Raw genomic sequence first — 16,131 nt, 5'->3', positions numbered from 1 at the left:
AAAAGCAGCTTTTTTTATGAAAAAACTTAAAAAAGGGAGCAAGAAGCTTCTTAACGCATGGGCGTTTTACGATTGGGCCAATTCGGTTTATACACTAACCATAGCTTCCTCGATTTTTCCCATATTTTATTCGGCGTTATTTATTTCTAATGCTTCAGAAATGAAAACCGTTTGGGCATTCGGATTCGAATTTAAAAGTACGGCACTAATCACTTTTGTCACGGCATTTACGTTTTTAGTGGTTTCGGTGATGTCGCCCATTTTATCGGGTATTGCCGATTATGTGGGTAACAAAATGAATTTTTTAAAGTTTTTCTGTTACGTGGGTAGTGCCGGCTGTATCGGGCTTTATTGGTTTGATGTTTCGCCCGAGCGCATACATTTGAGCTTATTGTTCTATTTTATGGGCTTGATTGGCTATTGGGGCAGTTTGGTGTTTTATAATTCATATTTGCCCGATATCGCTTTTCCAGAGCAGCAAGATAGTGTCAGTGCTAAAGGGTTTTCTTTGGGGTACTTTGGGAGTGTTATTTTATTGATAATCAATCTGTTTATGGTAATGACCCAAAGTGATGGTGAAGCAAAAATGCAAATGATGCGTTATGCGTTTATTACGGTCGGGATTTGGTGGGCTTTATTTAGTCAATACTCTTTTTATTATTTACCCAAAGGTACTTCGTCCGGTCACAAAGTGACGATGAATGTTGTTTTCAATGGACTGAAAGAATTGCGGCAAGTTTGGAAGCAACTCAAACAAAATTTAAGGCTGAAACGTTATTTGTATGCTTTTTTCGTATTCAGTATGGCGGTACAAACCATTATGTTGGTGGCGGTTTATTTTGGTGAAGAAGAAATAGCGTGGGGGAGTGACGGCGAAAAAACCACAGGTTTAATTGTGAGTATTTTGGTGATTCAATTGGTGGCCATAGCTGGGGCTGTTTTAACTTCAAAAGCATCTGAAAAATTCGGAAATATAAAAGCCTTGATTGGCGTAAACTTTATTTGGATGAGTTTGTGCTTTTATGCATATTTTATGGAGACTCCTGTTCAGTTTTACATCGCGGCTGGTATAGTTGGTTTGGTGATGGGCGGGGTGCAATCACTGGCGCGCTCAACGTATTCAAAGTTTTTGCCCGAAACGGATGACACCACTTCGTATTTCAGTTTTTATGATGTGGCCGAAAAAATAGGCATTGTTATCGGTATGGTAATTTTCGCAAGTATAGACCAAATTACGGGTACCATGCGAAATGCGATTCTATTTTTATTTATTTTCTTTTTGTTTGGAATTATTCTTTTGTTTCGAGTGCCAAAAACGAATAAAGACTATTTCTAATTGTTGACGCAATTCGTTTTTTTGCCGTTCTGGTTCAATAAGGAATGTGCCCAGTTAACAGCGCTTTCAATATTTGTGAAAGACTCAAAAGGCGTGGAGGAAAACAGTTTTTCAATTTCAACATTATTGAATGCTAACGGAGTATTAGCAACAACCGCAATACCTGCCAAATTTTCTATTAGCGAGGTTTTTTTGTAAACCGAAGGATTAACAGAGTACGAATTTTTTCGGACCGTGATGTAAACAAACATTTTGTTGCTAAAGTAAGTAGCAGCGATGTCTTCCAAAATTTCGCTCGAACTCACTTCAACGCTTTTACCTTCGTGAATTTCAGCAATTAAGTAGTTCTCGTGAATTTCTATACGCCCTATCGGAAGGTTTAAAGTCTTTCTTTTCATTTGTTTAAAGATATCAATTTTTAAATAAAAAAGCCCAAAAGTAATACTTTTAGGCTTTTAAGTGTAGAGCTTTTGGTGCTAAAACTGCAAAACTATGCAGGAACAGTTTCCTCCTTTCGTAATTTCTTGGCTACGCTTACGAGGTTTTCCAAAGCACTTTTGGTTTCGGGCCAATCACGGGTTTTCAATCCGCAATCGGGGTTTACCCAAATATGTTCTTTGGGCAATACACGTTTGGCTTTGTGGATTAAATGTTCAATTTCCTCCAACGAAGGCACTCGTGGCGAATGGATATCGTAAACACCGGGACCAATTTCATTGGGGTATTTAAAATTCACAAAGGCGTCGAGCAATTCCATTTCAGAACGCGAGGTTTCAATGGTAATCACGTCGGCATCCATATCGGCTATACTCGAAATGATATCATTAAATTCCGAATAGCACATGTGGGTATGTATTTGGGTGTCATCTTTGGCTACACTCGCCGAAATTTTAAACGCATTTACAGCCCAATTGAGGTACTTATTCCATTCGCTTTTCTTTAGTGGAAGGCCCTCACGAATGGCCGGTTCGTCTATTTGAATGATTTTTAATCCGTTTTTTTCCAGATCGGCAACCTCGTCACGAATGGCCAAAGCAATTTGATTGCAGGTGGTGGCTCTCGGTTGATCATTCCGCACAAACGACCATTGTAAAATTGTAACCGGTCCAGTAAGCATACCCTTTACGGGCAAGTTGGTGAGCGATTGTGCGTAAGCCGACCATTTTACGGTTATCGCGTTTTTACGGGAAACATCTCCAAATAAAATAGGTGGTTTTACACAGCGGCTACCGTAGCTTTGCACCCAACCGAAATCGCTAAAAGCAAAACCATTGAGGTTTTCGCCGAAATACTCCACCATATCGTTCCGTTCAAATTCGCCGTGTACCAATACATCCAATCCTATTCTTTCTTGAAAACGGATTGATGCTTTAATTTCGTTCGCAATCAGTTTGTCGTAATCGGGTGTGGGTAACAGTCCTTTTTTGTGTTTAAGTCGCCAACTTCTAACTTCTTTGGTCTGCGGAAACGACCCAATAGTGGTTGTGGGGTAGAGCGGCAAGTTTAGTGCTTGTTTTTGTTTTTGTTGTCTTTCGGGAAATGTGCTATTCCGAAGGCTATCGGATGCTTTTAAATTTAGAATGCGATTTTTTGCAGCTTCGTTGTGTATAAGTTTTGATTGCTGTTTGTTGATGTTGGCCAACTTGTTTTCTTCGAAAAGATAAAGGAAACTTTCATTTTCGTTTGAGGCTAAATTTTTTAGAGCAATAACCTCTTCCAATTTTTGCTTGGCAAAGGCCAGCCATTGTTTAATGTTCGGGTCGATGTTTTGTTCGTGTTCTAAATCGTAAGGCACATGCAGAAGAGAACACGATGGGGCAATCCATAAATTTTCCGAAGGAATTTTTTCAGATGCCTTTACAATGGTTTTTAATGAGGCTTCAAAATCATTTTTCCAAATGTTTCTGCCGTCCACAATGCCTAAGGCTAATTTGGTTTTTGGGTTGTAATGTTCGGAATTTAAAATATCATCCAACTGCAATGAACATCGAACCAAATCCAAATGCAAAGTATCTACTGGTAAGTTTAGGGCGGTCTCTAAGTTTTCTCCGTAGCAGTCAAAATAGTTCGCTAAATAAATTTTTAAACTTGGGAATTTTTGAGCGATTTGCTGATAAGTGGAGGTGATGGCTTGTCGTTCGTTATCATTGAGGTCGAGAGCCAAACAAGGTTCGTCAAATTGAATATACTCTACACCAAGTTGAACCAGTTCTTCAATAAATTCAAAGTAAACAGGAAGTAGGTTTTTCAACAAATCCATTCTATTAAAGCCGGTTTCTTTTTCTTTCCCAAGCAACAAAAATGTTACAGGCGCAATCAAAACGGGTTTTGTTTTTATACCTAGATTTAGTGCTTCTTGGTATTCATCAATAACTTTTCTGGAAAAGAAACTAAAGGATTGGTTTTTTTCGAATTCCGGGACAATGTAGTGGTAGTTGGTGTCGAACCATTTGGTCATTTCCATGGCGGTGACGTCTATTCCGTTTTCCTGTAGGCCGCGTGCCATGGCGAGATAGAGTTTTGAGGTGTCGTTTTGGTCGATGGATTTAAATCGTTCCGGAATGCATCCAAGCGAAAAACACATGTCTAACACCTGATCGTAAAACGAAAAATCGTTGGAAGGAATTAGGTCAATGCCAATTTCTTGTTGCTGTAGCCAGTTTTTGCGTTTGATTTCTGAAGCTGTTTTTTGTAAGCTTTCAAGGTCTGTTTTTTCTGACCAATATTGCTCGCAGGCTTTTTTGAGTTCACGTTTGTTTCCAATTCTGGGATATCCTAAAATGGTAGTTTTCATAATTTGTAGTTTTTTAGACTGTTCAAAATTATAATGGAAGAATAAAAACGCATAATTGCAAGTTGTTTTTGGATGAATAAACTATTTTTGATTTTTATTATGGGTGAATAATCTTTTAAGATGTTAATATGGAAGACTTTTTAGAAAAAAATTCTACAATAAAATTGGATGAAATCGATTTAAGGATTTTGAAATTACTACAGGCAAGATCTAACTTAACCACAAAAGAACTGGCGTTAAAAGTGAACCTGTCCGTAACACCTGTTTTTGAGCGCGTAAAGAAATTGGAGAAAAACGGATTTATAAAAGGTTATATAGCTGTTTTGGACGCAGAAAAACTGAATAAAGGTTTGATGGTGTTTTGTAACGTAACCTTAAAGGAACACACCCGCGAAATTGGAAGGCAGTTTGTGAAAGATATTATGAAATTGGAGCAGGTAGTGGAGTGTTACAATATTTCAGGCGATTACGATTTTTTGCTAAAGATAATGGTGGCCGATATGAAAGAATACCAAAATTTTGTTTTAGACCATTTGGGCAGTATAAAGAATATAGGTAGCGCCCACAGTACATTTGTGATGGGTGAAATTAAGAATACGCATGCTGTGCCCATTTAACAATATTGCAAAAAAATAGCCCGAGTTCATGTTCGGGCTATTTTCATTTTATCAGTTGTGATTTTACGATTCTGTTGGCTCTTCGGCCTTGGTAATCGTAATTTTTAATTCATCTGTGGCTTTATCTAAATCAATATTGATTTCATCGCCTTCCTGAAGATGAGAAGCAACAATCTCTTCGGCCAAAGCATCTTCAACATACTTTTGGATAGCTCGTTTTAAAGGTCTGGCACCGTATTGTTTGTCGAAACCTTTTTCGGCAATAAAATCTTTTGCCGCATCGGTTAAGGTCAATTGGTAGCCCAAGCCTTTTATTCTGGCCAATAGTTTATCCAATTCGATATCGATAATCTTGTTGATGTCTTCTTTCTCCAAAGGATTGAACACCACTACATCGTCAATTCGGTTTAAAAACTCTGGTGCAAACGATTTTTTCAAAGCGTTTTCGATAACGCTTCTTGCGTTGGCATCTTCCTGTGCCTTTTGCGACGAGGTGCCAAAACCGATCCCGGTACCAAAATCTTTAAGTTTTCGGGCTCCAATATTGGAAGTCATTATGATTATGGTATTTCTAAAATCAATTTTTCTTCCCAAACTGTCGGTTAAATAACCATCGTCCAGCACTTGAAGAAGCATGTTAAATACATCTGGATGCGCTTTTTCAATCTCATCAAGAAGTACAACGGCGTAAGGTTTACGTCTTACTTTTTCGGTAAGCTGTCCGCCTTCTTCGTAACCTACATATCCTGGAGGTGCGCCAATTAATCTAGAAATGGCAAATTTCTCCATGTACTCACTCATGTCTATTCTAACCAAAGAATCTTCGCTATCGAACAGTTCGCGAGAAAGGATTTTAGCCAATTGCGTTTTACCAACACCAGTTTGCCCCAAGAAAATGAACGAACCAATGGGTTTGTTCGGGTCTTTAAGCCCGGCGCGGTTACGCTGAATGGCTTTTACTACTTTACCAACGGCTTCGTCTTGGCCAATTACTTTGCCTTTAATAAGTTTTGGTAATTCGGCCAATTTGTTGATTTCGGTTTGTGCAATTCGGTTTACCGGTACGCCCGTCATCATTGAAACTACATCGGCTACGTTATCTTCAGTGACAATTTCACGGTGTTGTTTGGTATCTTCTTCCCATTTTTCTTGGGCAATGGCGAGCTCTTTTTCAATACGTTTTTCGTCGTCCCTTAATTTGGCCGCTTCTTCATATTTTTGCTTTCTAACAACGGCATTTTTTGTTTCCTTAATGGCTTCCAATTGCTTTTCCAGTTCAATAATCTGTTTGGGAACATCAATGTTGGTGATGTGTACTCGTGATCCAGCTTCATCTAATGCATCAATGGCCTTGTCTGGTAAAAAACGATCGGTCATGTACCGGTTCGTTAATTTTACACAAGCTTCAATAGCTTCTGGGGTGTAATCTACATTGTGGTGCTCCTCATATTTTGTTTTAATATTGTTGAGGATTTCTATGGTTTCTTCAACCGAAGTCGGTTCAACAATTACTTTTTGGAAACGACGCTCAAGAGCACCATCTTTTTCAATGTATTGTCTGTACTCATCAAGGGTTGTAGCACCAATGCATTGAATTTCACCACGGGCCAAAGCAGGTTTAAACATGTTTGAAGCATCTAAACTTCCAGTAGCACCACCGGCACCTACAATTGTATGTATTTCGTCAATGAACAAAATAACATCATCATTTTTTTCCAACTCGTTCATTACGGCTTTCATGCGTTCTTCAAACTGTCCGCGGTATTTTGTTCCAGCAACTAAACTGGCTAAATCTAGTGTGACCACGCGTTTATTGAAAAGAATACGGGACACTTTTCGTTTTACAATACGCAAAGCCAAGCCCTCTGCAATGGCCGATTTACCCACACCGGGTTCACCGATTAACAGCGGATTGTTTTTCTTTCTTCGGCTTAAAACTTGAGAAACGCGTTCAATTTCCTTTTCTCTTCCTACAACAGGGTCAAGTTTGCCTTCTTCGGCTAAAGCCGTTAAATCGCGCCCAAAATTGTCCAAAACAGGAGTTTTAGATTTCTTATTGCTCTTGCCCGTTGGGGAGTTGAAAATATCTTTTGAAGAATCGTCTCCAGAGCTGGTATCGTCGTCTTGAAACGATTCAGCTTTAGGGTCTATATAGTCGTTATCGTTCGTAATCATAAATTTAAATTGTTCTTTAACATTGTCGTAGTCAACTTTCAGCTTATTTAAAAGCTTGGTAGTGGGGTCGTTTTCGTTCCTTAAAATACAGAGTAAAAGATGCGCCGTATTGATTGAGGTGCTCTGAAACAGCTTAGCCTCCAAAAAGGTGGTTTTCAGTGCGCGCTCTGCCTGCCTGGTAAGGTGCAGGTTTTTCTTTTGGTTTGACGCCACAGCAATATTTGGGTTGGCGGGGCTTAATATCTCTACTTTGCGCCTTAAGTGGTTTAAATCGATCTCTAGGGCGTTTAGTATATTTATTGCTTTGCCATTGCCATCTCGCAAAAGCCCAAGCATAAGGTGTTCGGTGCCAATAAAATCATGACCCAAACGCAATGCTTCTTCTTTGCTGTAAGCAATAACATCTTTAACTCTCGGGGAAAAATTATCATCCATATCCTTGTCCTTTCTGCATTAAAAATAGTAAAACATTTTACTAAAGGCAAAAACTGTACCTTAAATTCTGTGTAAAATGCTAATTGACAAAAAAAAGTTTATAAAATCAAAATAAATGTTTACTAATTTATCAACGGAAAAGCGGGGTGAAATTGTTAATAAAAACATGAAAAATTACCGTTGAAATACCTATCCTAACTGATGAAATACTTATATTAGCATGTTTTGAAAACTTATAAAATTAAATTGAATTATATATGGCAGAAGGAGAAAAATTGATTCCTATTAACATTGAGGATGAAATGAAATCGGCCTACATTGATTATTCAATGTCGGTCATTGTGTCACGTGCGTTACCAGATGTAAGAGATGGTTTAAAACCAGTACACCGACGTGTGCTTTTCGGGATGCATGAATTAGGAGTTAGAGCCAATTCGGCACATAAAAAATCCGCAAGAATAGTGGGAGAGGTTTTAGGTAAGTATCATCCGCACGGCGATTCATCGGTTTACGATGCCATGGTACGTATGGCCCAAGATTGGAGTTTACGATATATGTTGGTTGATGGCCAAGGTAACTTTGGGTCGATTGATGGCGATAGCCCTGCGGCGATGCGTTATACAGAGGCCCGTATGCGAAAAATATCTGAAGACATGTTGGCAGATATTGAAAAGGAAACTGTAGACCATCAATTAAACTTCGACGATACCTTAAAAGAACCAACAGTTCTACCTACCCGAATCCCTGGACTATTAGTCAATGGGGCTTCTGGTATTGCCGTGGGTATGGCTACCAATATGCCGCCACATAACCTTACCGAGGTAGTGAACGGAACCATTGCCTACATTGATAATAACGATATTGAGGTTGATGAACTGATTCAAATTATAAAAGCACCCGATTTCCCAACGGGAGGTACCATTTATGGTTATGATGGTGTTCGCGAAGCGTTCCATACAGGAAGAGGGCGTATCGTAATGCGGGCCAAAGCGAATGTTGAGGAAGTGAACGGAAGAGAGTGTATTGTAGTTACCGAAATTCCCTACCAAGTGAACAAGGCAGACATGATCAAGAAAACTGCCGATTTGGTCAATGAGAAAAAGCTTGAAGGCATTTCTTCGATAAGAGACGAATCCGATAGAAAAGGTATGCGTGTTGTTTACGTTTTAAAACGTGATGCCATTCCAAATATCGTGCTGAATAAATTGTTCAAATACACCGCTTTGCAATCGTCGTTCAGTGTAAATAACATTGCGTTGGTTGATGGGCGTCCGCAATTACTCAACTTAAAAGAACTTATTCACCATTTCGTTGAGCATAGACACGAGGTTGTAGTACGAAGAACAACTTATGAGTTGCGAAAGGCCGAAGAGCGGGCCCATATTTTGGAAGGCTTGATCATCGCTTCAGATAATATTGATGAAGTTATTGCGTTAATCCGTGCTTCTGCCAATGCCGATGAGGCTCGCGAAAAATTAATCGAGCGTTTTGAATTGACCGAAATTCAGGCCAGAGCCATTGTTGAAATGCGCTTACGCCAGTTAACCGGTCTGGAGCAAGACAAACTACGTGCGGAGTATGATGAATTAATGATTACCATTGAAGACTTAAAAGATATCCTCGACAAAAAAGAGCGAAGAATGGATATTATTAAAGAAGAGTTGGAAGTAGTTAAAGATAAGTACGGTGACGAACGCCGTTCAACCATCGAGTATGCCGGAGGCGATTTAAGTATCGAGGATATGATTCCGGATGAAAAAGTGGTAATTACCATTTCGCATGCGGGATATATCAAGCGTACATCGCTTAACGAATACAAAACCCAAAACAGGGGCGGTGTGGGCCAAAAGGCTTCAACCACCAGAAACGAAGATTTCTTGGAACATTTATTCGTGGGCACCAACCACCAATACATGTTGTTCTTCACCCAAAAAGGAAAATGTTTCTGGATGCGTGTTTACGAAATTCCTGAAGGTAGCAAAACGTCAAAAGGGCGTGCTATCCAAAACTTGATTAATATAGAGCAGGACGACAAGGTTATGGCGTTTATCTGTACCCAAGATCTTAAGGACGAAGAGTACATCAACAGCCATTATGTAATTATGGCGACCAAGAACGGACAAGTTAAAAAGACCTCTTTAGAGCAGTATTCACGTCCGCGTACCAACGGCATCAATGCCATTACCATTAAAGATAATGATGAATTGCTTGAAGCTAAGCTTACTACAGGTAATAGCCAAGTAATGTTGGCATTAAAATCTGGTAAGGCCATACGTTTCGAAGAAGCCAAAACCAGACCGATGGGCCGTGGAGCTTCCGGGGTTCGTGGTATCACGCTAGGGCACGATAAAGATGAAGTTATTGGTATGGTAACCATTGAAAATCCGCAAGAAGAATCGGTATTGGTCGTTTCTGAAAATGGTTATGGTAAGCGAACTTATATCGACGATCCTGAAGATGGCGAACCGGTGTATAGAATCACTAACCGTGGTGGAAAAGGTGTAAAAACCATTTCCATTACCGAAAAAACTGGTAACTTAGTGGCTATAAAGAGTGTGACCGATAATGATGATTTGATGATTATCAACAAGTCTGGAATTGCCATTAGAATGGTAGTTGCCGATTTGAGAGTTATGGGGCGTGCTACACAAGGTGTTAAGCTTATTAACCTAAAAGGAAAGGATTCTATTGCAGCTGTGGCTAAAGTGATGCATGATGAAGAAGATGTAAATGAGACTGAAGGCATTGAAAACACAGGTGCTTCGGAAGATGGCACAACTCTTGATACTAATAACGAAGAAAACAATAACACAGAAAGTTAAATTTAATATTACAATTAAAAACAATGAAAAAAGGAATTCTTTTAGCATTAGCGGTTTCAATGGGTGCATTTTCGTTTGCACAAAAAAAGGAGTTGAAAACGGCTGAAAAAGCTATAAAATCAAACAATTTTGCTGAGGCAAAAGGCGCTTTAAGTGCGGCTAAATCTTTAATGTCTGAAATGGACGAAAAACTAAAAGCCAAATATTACTTCTTAAATGCTCAAGCGTTGTATGCTAACGGAAAAGGTTCGGATGCCGATGTTAATGCATCTTTAGAAAGCCTTGCCAAAGTTCAAGGCGATTACCAATCTGAAGTAGCGGAATTTAAGCAAAACATGGTAAACAATATGATTAAAGTAGGTAATGAAGCCTACGAAGCCCAAGATTTTTCAAAAGCTTCAAAGTATTTTGAAAAGTCTTACAGAGCATCAACAAAAGACACCATGTTCTTGTATTATGCCGCAGCAACAGCAGTCAATGTAAAAGAGTACGATCGCGCATTATCTTTGTACGAAGAGCTTAAAGATTTAGGATACACAGGTATAAATACAGAGTACTTTGCAACAAATGTTGAGACTGGCGAAGAGGAAGTTTTAGATAAGAGCACTCGTGATTTATATGTAAAGGCTAAAAGCCATGTTAAACCAGGTGAGCGTAAAACCGAGTCTAAAAAACCAGAAATCGTTAAAAACATCGCTTTAATTTATGTTAGCGAAGGGAAGGATGATGAAGCCCTTGCAGCTTTTGAAGAAGCGAGAAAAGAAAATCCTGAAGACATCAACTTAATTTTAAGCGAAGCTAACATTCACTTTAAGTTAGGAAATAATGATAAGTTTACAGAACTTTTAGAAAAGGCAACTCAAATGGATCCTCAAAACCCAGAGTTACAGTATAATTTAGGAGTAGTTTCAGCTGAATCTGGACAACCCGAAGCTGCAAGAGCTTACTACGAAAAAGCGATTGCCTTAGATCCTAATTATGTGAACGCTTATATTAACTTAGCGGCACTTATCTTGGGAGAAGAAAAGCCGATTATTGAAGAAATGAACGGTTTGGGGACTTCAAGCGCCGATAATAAGCGTTATGATGAGTTAAGAGAAAAGCGTCAAAGCCTTTACAAAGATGCGATTCCATTTTTATCGAAAGCATTGGAAATCGACTCAGATAACCTTAATGCTGCTAAAACCTTAATGAATATTTACAGTATTTTAGGGGAAACCGATAAAAGAAACGAATTAAAAGCAAAGGTTGAAGCTATTGAATCAGGAAATTAATAGGCTTTTAGCGCTTCTAAAATAGGAGTTATTTTAAAAGACATTTTGCGCCAAACAGGATCATTTTGAAATGATTTTGTTTGGCGCAATTTTTTATATTTGTTTATGACAGATAAAGAACTTGAAAACCTAAAATATCCCATCGGAAAATTCAACCAACCAACAGATATTACCAATCAAGAAATTGAAAACTGGATTTCAGTTTTAGAACAATTCCCGGATCGATTGGAAGCATTGGTCATTAATCTTTCCAAAGAACAATTAAACACACCGTATCGTCCAGGCGGTTGGAACATCAGGCAGGTGGTGCACCATTTGGCCGATAGCCACCACCATTGTTACTCCCGATTAAAATGGACTTTAACCGAAGATGCTCCATTAATAAAGGCCTATTTCGAAGACCGTTGGGCCGAGCTCATCGATTATAATACAGCGCCCATAGAATTATCGTTAACATATTTGAAAGCACTTCACGCAAAAATAGTGTATTTGCTAAAACACTTGAATGAAGAAGACTTGAACAGATATTTTGTCCATCCAGAAACCAATTCCAATTTCACTTTAAAATACACCATTGGAAATTATGTGTGGCATAGTAACCACCATTATGCGCATATTGAAAATTTGTTGAAACGTAAGGGGTGGCTTAAAAATGATTAGAGCATTTCAACATAATGATGCCGAGGCTTTATTGGATATTTACAACCATTATGTATTGCATTCGGTAGCCACATTTGATGATGCACCTTTGGAAATCGCTGTTTTTTCAGAAAAACTAAATCACATTGCAGAAGTGTATCCTATTTTGGTTTTTGAAGAAAACAACAATATTTTAGGCTATGCCTACGGAAGCCAATTTAGGCCAAAACCAGCTTACAAGAATACCGTTGAAACTACTGTTTATTTAAAGCACGGCGAACATGGAAAGCAAATTGGCACCAAACTTTACACCGAATTATTGAGCCTTTTAAAAGCGAAAAACTTCCATATAGCGCTAGGGGTTTTGACTTTGCCCAATGATGCCAGCGTAAAACTCCACGAAAAATTGAACTTTAAGCAAGTGGCCCATTTTAATGAGGTGGGGTACAAGTTTGGCCAGTGGTTGGATGTTGGGGTGTTCCAGTTAAAACTGGTTTAAGGCTTCCATTTTATATTGCAGCCAATACTTGGTTTTTGCAATTGGGTATTTTCGCGTCCTTCAATAAGGCAGTTCAAGGCGTGCCTTAAATCTTCACCCGTTACGGGAATGCCATTTTCGGGCCGAGAGCTATCCAATTGACCACGGTAAACCAATTTCAAATCCGCATCAAAAACATAAAAATCGGGGGTGCAAGCTGCATCGTAAGCTTTGGCAGTTTCCTGGGTTTCATCGTACAAATAAGGAAACGGGTAGTGGTTTTCTTCGGCATGGACTTTCATTTTTTCGGGCGAATCTTGCGGATAGTTTTTCACATCGTTGCTCGAAATCGCCACAAAACCAATCCCTTTTTCCGCGTAAGTGTTGGCCACTTTTACCATTTCTTCATTCACATGAATAACAAAAGGGCAGTGGTTGCAAATAAACATTACAACAGTGCCTTTTTCGCCTTTAATTTGCTCAATACTTACAAGGTTCTCGCTAACGGTATCCTGAAGTTCGAAAAACGGTGCTTGTGTACCGAGCGGAAGCATATTTGAAGGTGTGCGTGCCATATTTTTAAAGTTTACTTCAAAGTTCGTGATAATTTATATTTTTGAAAAATGAATGAAGCGATAACTTTTAAAGATTTTAGCAAAGTCGATTTACGTGTAGGCACCATTATTGAGGTTAATGATTTTCCCGAGGCCAGAAACCCAGCGTACCAATTGGTTATAGATTTTGGAGAATTGGGCATTAAAAAATCATCGGCACAGATTACCACTTTGTATAAAAAAGAGGATTTATTGCAGAAGCAAATTGTGGCTGTTGTGAATTTCCCCAGGAAACAAATCGCCAAATTTATGAGTGAATGTTTGGTGGTTGGAGCGGTTAATGGAAAAGACGTTCATCTTTTGAATCCTGAAAATAAAGTGAAGAAAGGCACTTCGGTAAATTAATTTATAGTTAAATGGCAATTGTCATTTTAAAATGATTTCGACTGCGCTCAATCTGACAGGGAACTTTTTAAGCACAAAAAAAACCGCAACAGAAATGTTACGGTTTTGTTTTTTGTAAGAACGATGTTTAAATATCATCAAAATCAATATCAGTAAAACTTCCCGATGTTGTTTTTAACTCATCTTCGGTAACGCGTGGTTCGCTATCATATTCTTTTTTAAAGTCTTTTTGGTGGCGCTCGCTAATTACTTCGTCACCTTTTTCACGAATGATATAATCGGTAGTTTCGGTTAAAATATCCTTGAACTCGTTAAAATCTTCTTTGTAAATGTAGATTTTGTGCTTTTTATAATAAAACGATCCGTCGTCATTGGTGAACTTTTTGCTTTCGGTTATTGTAAGGTAGTAATCATCCGCCTTTGTAGCTCTCACATCAAAAAAATAAGTACGTCTTCCTGCTCTTAATACTTTCGAAAAAATTTCCTCTTTCTCCATCATTCCGTTATTGTTCATCGTTCAATTAAATTATGTTTATTAATCAATAGTGTTCCAAAAATCTAAAAAAAAGCTAAACTTACCAACATTTTTTGAAGTTTCTTTTCGCTTTTTGACTTTTTATTGAACAAAAAACAGAATCAGTTTTGTGGGGTGAATCTGTAAAATGTTATTTTTCAGTTGTTTCGCTTAACTGTTTTAAATATAGATTTTGGTAGTAGCCCTCAACGTTGATTAAAGATTCATGGTTGCCTTCCTGAACTACTTTGCCATCGTCTAAAACTATAATTTTGTCGGCGTTTTTAGCTGAAGAGACCCTGTGGCTAACAATAATAGAGGTTTTTCCTTTTGAAATTTTATTGAGTGTTTTGAGTATTTTTTCTTCGGTTTCGGTATCAACGGCTGAAAGGCAATCGTCAAACAATAATATTTTTGGCGATTTTATTATGGCTCGGGCAATAGAAACCCGTTGTTTTTGTCCGCCAGAAAGTGTAATGCCGCGTTCGCCCAAAACCGTATCGTATCCTTTGTTAAATTTGATGATGTTTTTGTGTACTTGCGCATTCTTTGCAGCTTCGATAACGTCCTCATCAGTAGCATCCTGTTTTCCGAATTTTATATTGTTTTTAATGCTATCTGAAAACAAAAAAGCATCTTGGGGTACGTAGCCAATACTTTCTCGTAAACTGGTTAAATGATGATTGTTTATGTGGGTTCCACCAATAGTAATGCTACCTTGGTCAATGTCATAAAGGCGTCCAATAAGATCTAAAATAGTCGATTTTCCGGAACCAGTTTTTCCCAAAATAGCTAAGGTTTCCCCTTCGTTAATATTAAAACTTACGCATTTTAAAGCTTGAATATTTGTGTCGTCATAAGTGAAATAGACATTGTTGAAGCTTATATTCCCATCAACATGGGGTTCAGTTGTGGACGTATTCTTTATTTCGGGTTCAATTTTTAAAAACTCGTTGATACGTTTTTGTGAGGCTTCGGCCTGCTGTACTATTGAAGTTACCCAGCCCACGGTTGCCACCGGCCAAGTAAGCATGTTTACATATATAATAAACTCGGCAATAGTACCCACACTTTCAATTTCACTGTTAATGTACTGCATGCCGCCAATATAAACCACCATAAGGTTGCTGGTTCCAATGAGTAAAATCATCATCGGGAAAAACCAAGCCTGTACATTGGCCAAACTGATTTGTTTTTCCTTGCTTTCTTTCGCCAAGGTTCTAAAATTGGCAGATGTTTGGGGTTCTATGCCGTAGGCTTTTATCACATAAATACCACTAAAGGATTCTTGCGTAAAGGTGGATAGTTGCGATAAATACTCCTGAACAATAGTACTGCGTTTGTGTATTTCCTTGCTCAATTTATAGATGATAACCGACAAAATGGGCAAGGGTACAATAGTATAAAGCGTTAGTTTTGGCGAGGCATTTACCATGTAAATAATAACGATTACAAACAGGGTAATGGTGTTGATGCTGTACATAAGCGCGGGGCCTACATACATGCGTACACGGCCCACGTCTTCGGTAATGCGGTTCATTAAATCGCCCGTTCTGTTTTTTTTGTAAAAGTTCAGTGAAAGTCTTTGGTACTGTTCGTAAACTTCATTTTTTAAATCGAACTCAATATAACGCGACACATTAATAATGGTTTGCCGCATAAAAAAGGTGAGTAGGGCACCAACCACTGCGGCTCCTATAATGAACAGTATAACCTCGGTCAGTTCAGATTTTAGAGCCGTTTTGGTTACTTCACTATCCATGTAGTTTTCAATAACCACAAAAATCTGTTTTACATAGCGTGGGGTAAACAGTAAAAAAATCCGGGCTATAATGGTGATGATAACCCCTAAAATTAAATGTGTTTTGTATTTTAAAAAGTATTTGTTTAAGTGTTGTAGTTCCTTCATTATAAACCTAAAGTAGAACGCAAATATAGGGTTTAAATACCAATAAAAGCGGGGGCTAAGGCTAGCTAATTGTTAAAAATACATTAAAGCTTTGGTTTGGGGTGGTGTTAGGATTTCTTTCAAAACCGTTTTCAGAAGGCGAATCTTTTCAATAAAGCAAATAAAAGTATGTGGTTTTT

General features: G+C 38.4%; 13 protein-coding genes. 7 read left to right on the top strand and 6 right to left on the bottom strand.

Annotation, left to right across the window (positions count from 1 at the left end):
• Positions 1–16: 16 nt before the first annotated feature.
• Positions 17–1,336 (top strand): MFS transporter, encoded by a 1,320-nt coding sequence (locus tag HC176_RS08930; protein WP_167917852.1) that lies wholly within the window; start codon positions 17–19, stop codon positions 1,334–1,336.
• Here the strand turns inward: HC176_RS08930 and HC176_RS08925 are convergent.
• Positions 1,333–1,734, bottom strand: a complete 402-nt coding sequence (locus HC176_RS08925; protein ID WP_167917851.1) for a hypothetical protein — start codon at positions 1,732–1,734, stop codon at positions 1,333–1,335. The two genes, HC176_RS08930 and HC176_RS08925, sit on opposite strands and share 4 nt — an antisense overlap.
• A 92-nt stretch (positions 1,735–1,826) precedes the next feature.
• Entirely contained in the window at positions 1,827–4,130 is a 2,304-nt protein-coding gene (metE, locus tag HC176_RS08920; RefSeq protein WP_167917850.1) for a 5-methyltetrahydropteroyltriglutamate--homocysteine S-methyltransferase, read from the bottom strand.
• 128 nt (positions 4,131–4,258) lie between these two features.
• On the opposite strand from metE, the gene HC176_RS08915 reads away from it, so the two are divergent.
• On the top strand, positions 4,259–4,747 hold the full coding sequence (locus HC176_RS08915; protein ID WP_167917849.1) for an Lrp/AsnC family transcriptional regulator: 489 nt from the start codon (positions 4,259–4,261) through the stop codon (positions 4,745–4,747).
• 63 nt (positions 4,748–4,810) lie between these two features.
• Here the strand turns inward: HC176_RS08915 and HC176_RS08910 are convergent, their stop codons facing one another.
• The gene (locus HC176_RS08910; RefSeq protein WP_167917848.1) at positions 4,811–7,357 is read right to left on the bottom strand and encodes an ATP-dependent Clp protease ATP-binding subunit; all 2,547 of its coding nucleotides are present in this window, start codon (positions 7,355–7,357) and stop codon (positions 4,811–4,813) included.
• A gap of 257 nt (positions 7,358–7,614) precedes the next feature.
• On the opposite strand from HC176_RS08910, the gene gyrA reads away from it, so the two are divergent.
• The 4 genes from gyrA (at position 7,615) to HC176_RS08890 (ending at position 12,591) form a co-directional block, all read left to right on the top strand.
• Positions 7,615–10,179, top strand: a complete 2,565-nt coding sequence (gyrA, locus tag HC176_RS08905) for a DNA gyrase subunit A (RefSeq protein ID WP_167917847.1) — start codon at positions 7,615–7,617, stop codon at positions 10,177–10,179.
• 23 nt (positions 10,180–10,202) lie between these two features.
• Entirely contained in the window at positions 10,203–11,453 is a 1,251-nt protein-coding gene (locus tag HC176_RS08900) for a tetratricopeptide repeat protein (RefSeq protein WP_167917846.1), read from the top strand.
• Positions 11,454–11,558: 105 nt separating this feature from the next.
• Positions 11,559–12,113, top strand: coding sequence for a YfiT family bacillithiol transferase (locus HC176_RS08895; protein WP_167917845.1), 555 nt, complete (start codon positions 11,559–11,561; stop codon positions 12,111–12,113).
• Positions 12,106–12,591: a GNAT family N-acetyltransferase gene (locus tag HC176_RS08890; RefSeq protein ID WP_167917844.1), complete on the top strand. Its 486-nt coding sequence runs from the start codon at positions 12,106–12,108 to the stop codon at positions 12,589–12,591. Before HC176_RS08895 ends, HC176_RS08890 begins: the two co-directional genes overlap by 8 nt.
• Here the strand turns inward: HC176_RS08890 and HC176_RS08885 are convergent.
• Entirely contained in the window at positions 12,588–13,145 is a 558-nt protein-coding gene (locus tag HC176_RS08885; protein ID WP_167917843.1) for a thioredoxin family protein, read from the bottom strand. The two genes, HC176_RS08890 and HC176_RS08885, sit on opposite strands and share 4 nt — an antisense overlap.
• Positions 13,146–13,193: 48 nt before the next feature.
• On the opposite strand from HC176_RS08885, the gene HC176_RS08880 reads away from it, so the two are divergent.
• Positions 13,194–13,529, top strand: a complete 336-nt coding sequence (locus tag HC176_RS08880) for a tRNA-binding protein (protein ID WP_167917842.1) — start codon at positions 13,194–13,196, stop codon at positions 13,527–13,529.
• Between the two features lie 127 nt (positions 13,530–13,656).
• Here the strand turns inward: HC176_RS08880 and HC176_RS08875 are convergent, their stop codons facing one another.
• Positions 13,657–14,043, bottom strand: coding sequence for a PUR family DNA/RNA-binding protein (locus HC176_RS08875; RefSeq protein WP_167917841.1), 387 nt, complete (start codon positions 14,041–14,043; stop codon positions 13,657–13,659).
• 151 nt (positions 14,044–14,194) lie between these two features.
• Entirely contained in the window at positions 14,195–15,952 is a 1,758-nt protein-coding gene (locus HC176_RS08870) for an ABC transporter ATP-binding protein (protein WP_167917840.1), read from the bottom strand.
• Positions 15,953–16,131 lie beyond the last annotated feature (179 nt).

It is taken from the genome of Tamlana crocina, from assembly GCF_012037625.1.
The sequence above is the reverse complement of the archived record's forward strand: the minus strand, read 5'-3'. Positions and strand labels throughout refer to the sequence as shown.

Coding starts and splice junctions, on each gene's coding strand:
- HC176_RS08900 (WP_167917846.1), top strand. CDS start 10,203: ATGAAAAAAGGAATTCTTTTAGCATTAGCGGTTTCAATGGGTGCATTT.
- HC176_RS08925 (WP_167917851.1), bottom strand. CDS start 1,734: ATGAAAAGAAAGACTTTAAACCTTCCGATAGGGCGTATAGAAATTCAC.
- HC176_RS08910 (WP_167917848.1), bottom strand. CDS start 7,357: ATGGATGATAATTTTTCCCCGAGAGTTAAAGATGTTATTGCTTACAGC.
- HC176_RS08875 (WP_167917841.1), bottom strand. CDS start 14,043: ATGAACAATAACGGAATGATGGAGAAAGAGGAAATTTTTTCGAAAGTA.
- HC176_RS08930 (WP_167917852.1), top strand. CDS start 17: ATGAAAAAACTTAAAAAAGGGAGCAAGAAGCTTCTTAACGCATGGGCG.
- HC176_RS08885 (WP_167917843.1), bottom strand. CDS start 13,145: ATGGCACGCACACCTTCAAATATGCTTCCGCTCGGTACACAAGCACCG.
- HC176_RS08915 (WP_167917849.1), top strand. CDS start 4,259: ATGGAAGACTTTTTAGAAAAAAATTCTACAATAAAATTGGATGAAATC.
- HC176_RS08890 (WP_167917844.1), top strand. CDS start 12,106: ATGATTAGAGCATTTCAACATAATGATGCCGAGGCTTTATTGGATATT.
- HC176_RS08880 (WP_167917842.1), top strand. CDS start 13,194: ATGAATGAAGCGATAACTTTTAAAGATTTTAGCAAAGTCGATTTACGT.
- HC176_RS08895 (WP_167917845.1), top strand. CDS start 11,559: ATGACAGATAAAGAACTTGAAAACCTAAAATATCCCATCGGAAAATTC.
- gyrA (WP_167917847.1), top strand. CDS start 7,615: ATGGCAGAAGGAGAAAAATTGATTCCTATTAACATTGAGGATGAAATG.
- metE (WP_167917850.1), bottom strand. CDS start 4,130: ATGAAAACTACCATTTTAGGATATCCCAGAATTGGAAACAAACGTGAA.
- HC176_RS08870 (WP_167917840.1), bottom strand. CDS start 15,952: ATGAAGGAACTACAACACTTAAACAAATACTTTTTAAAATACAAAACA.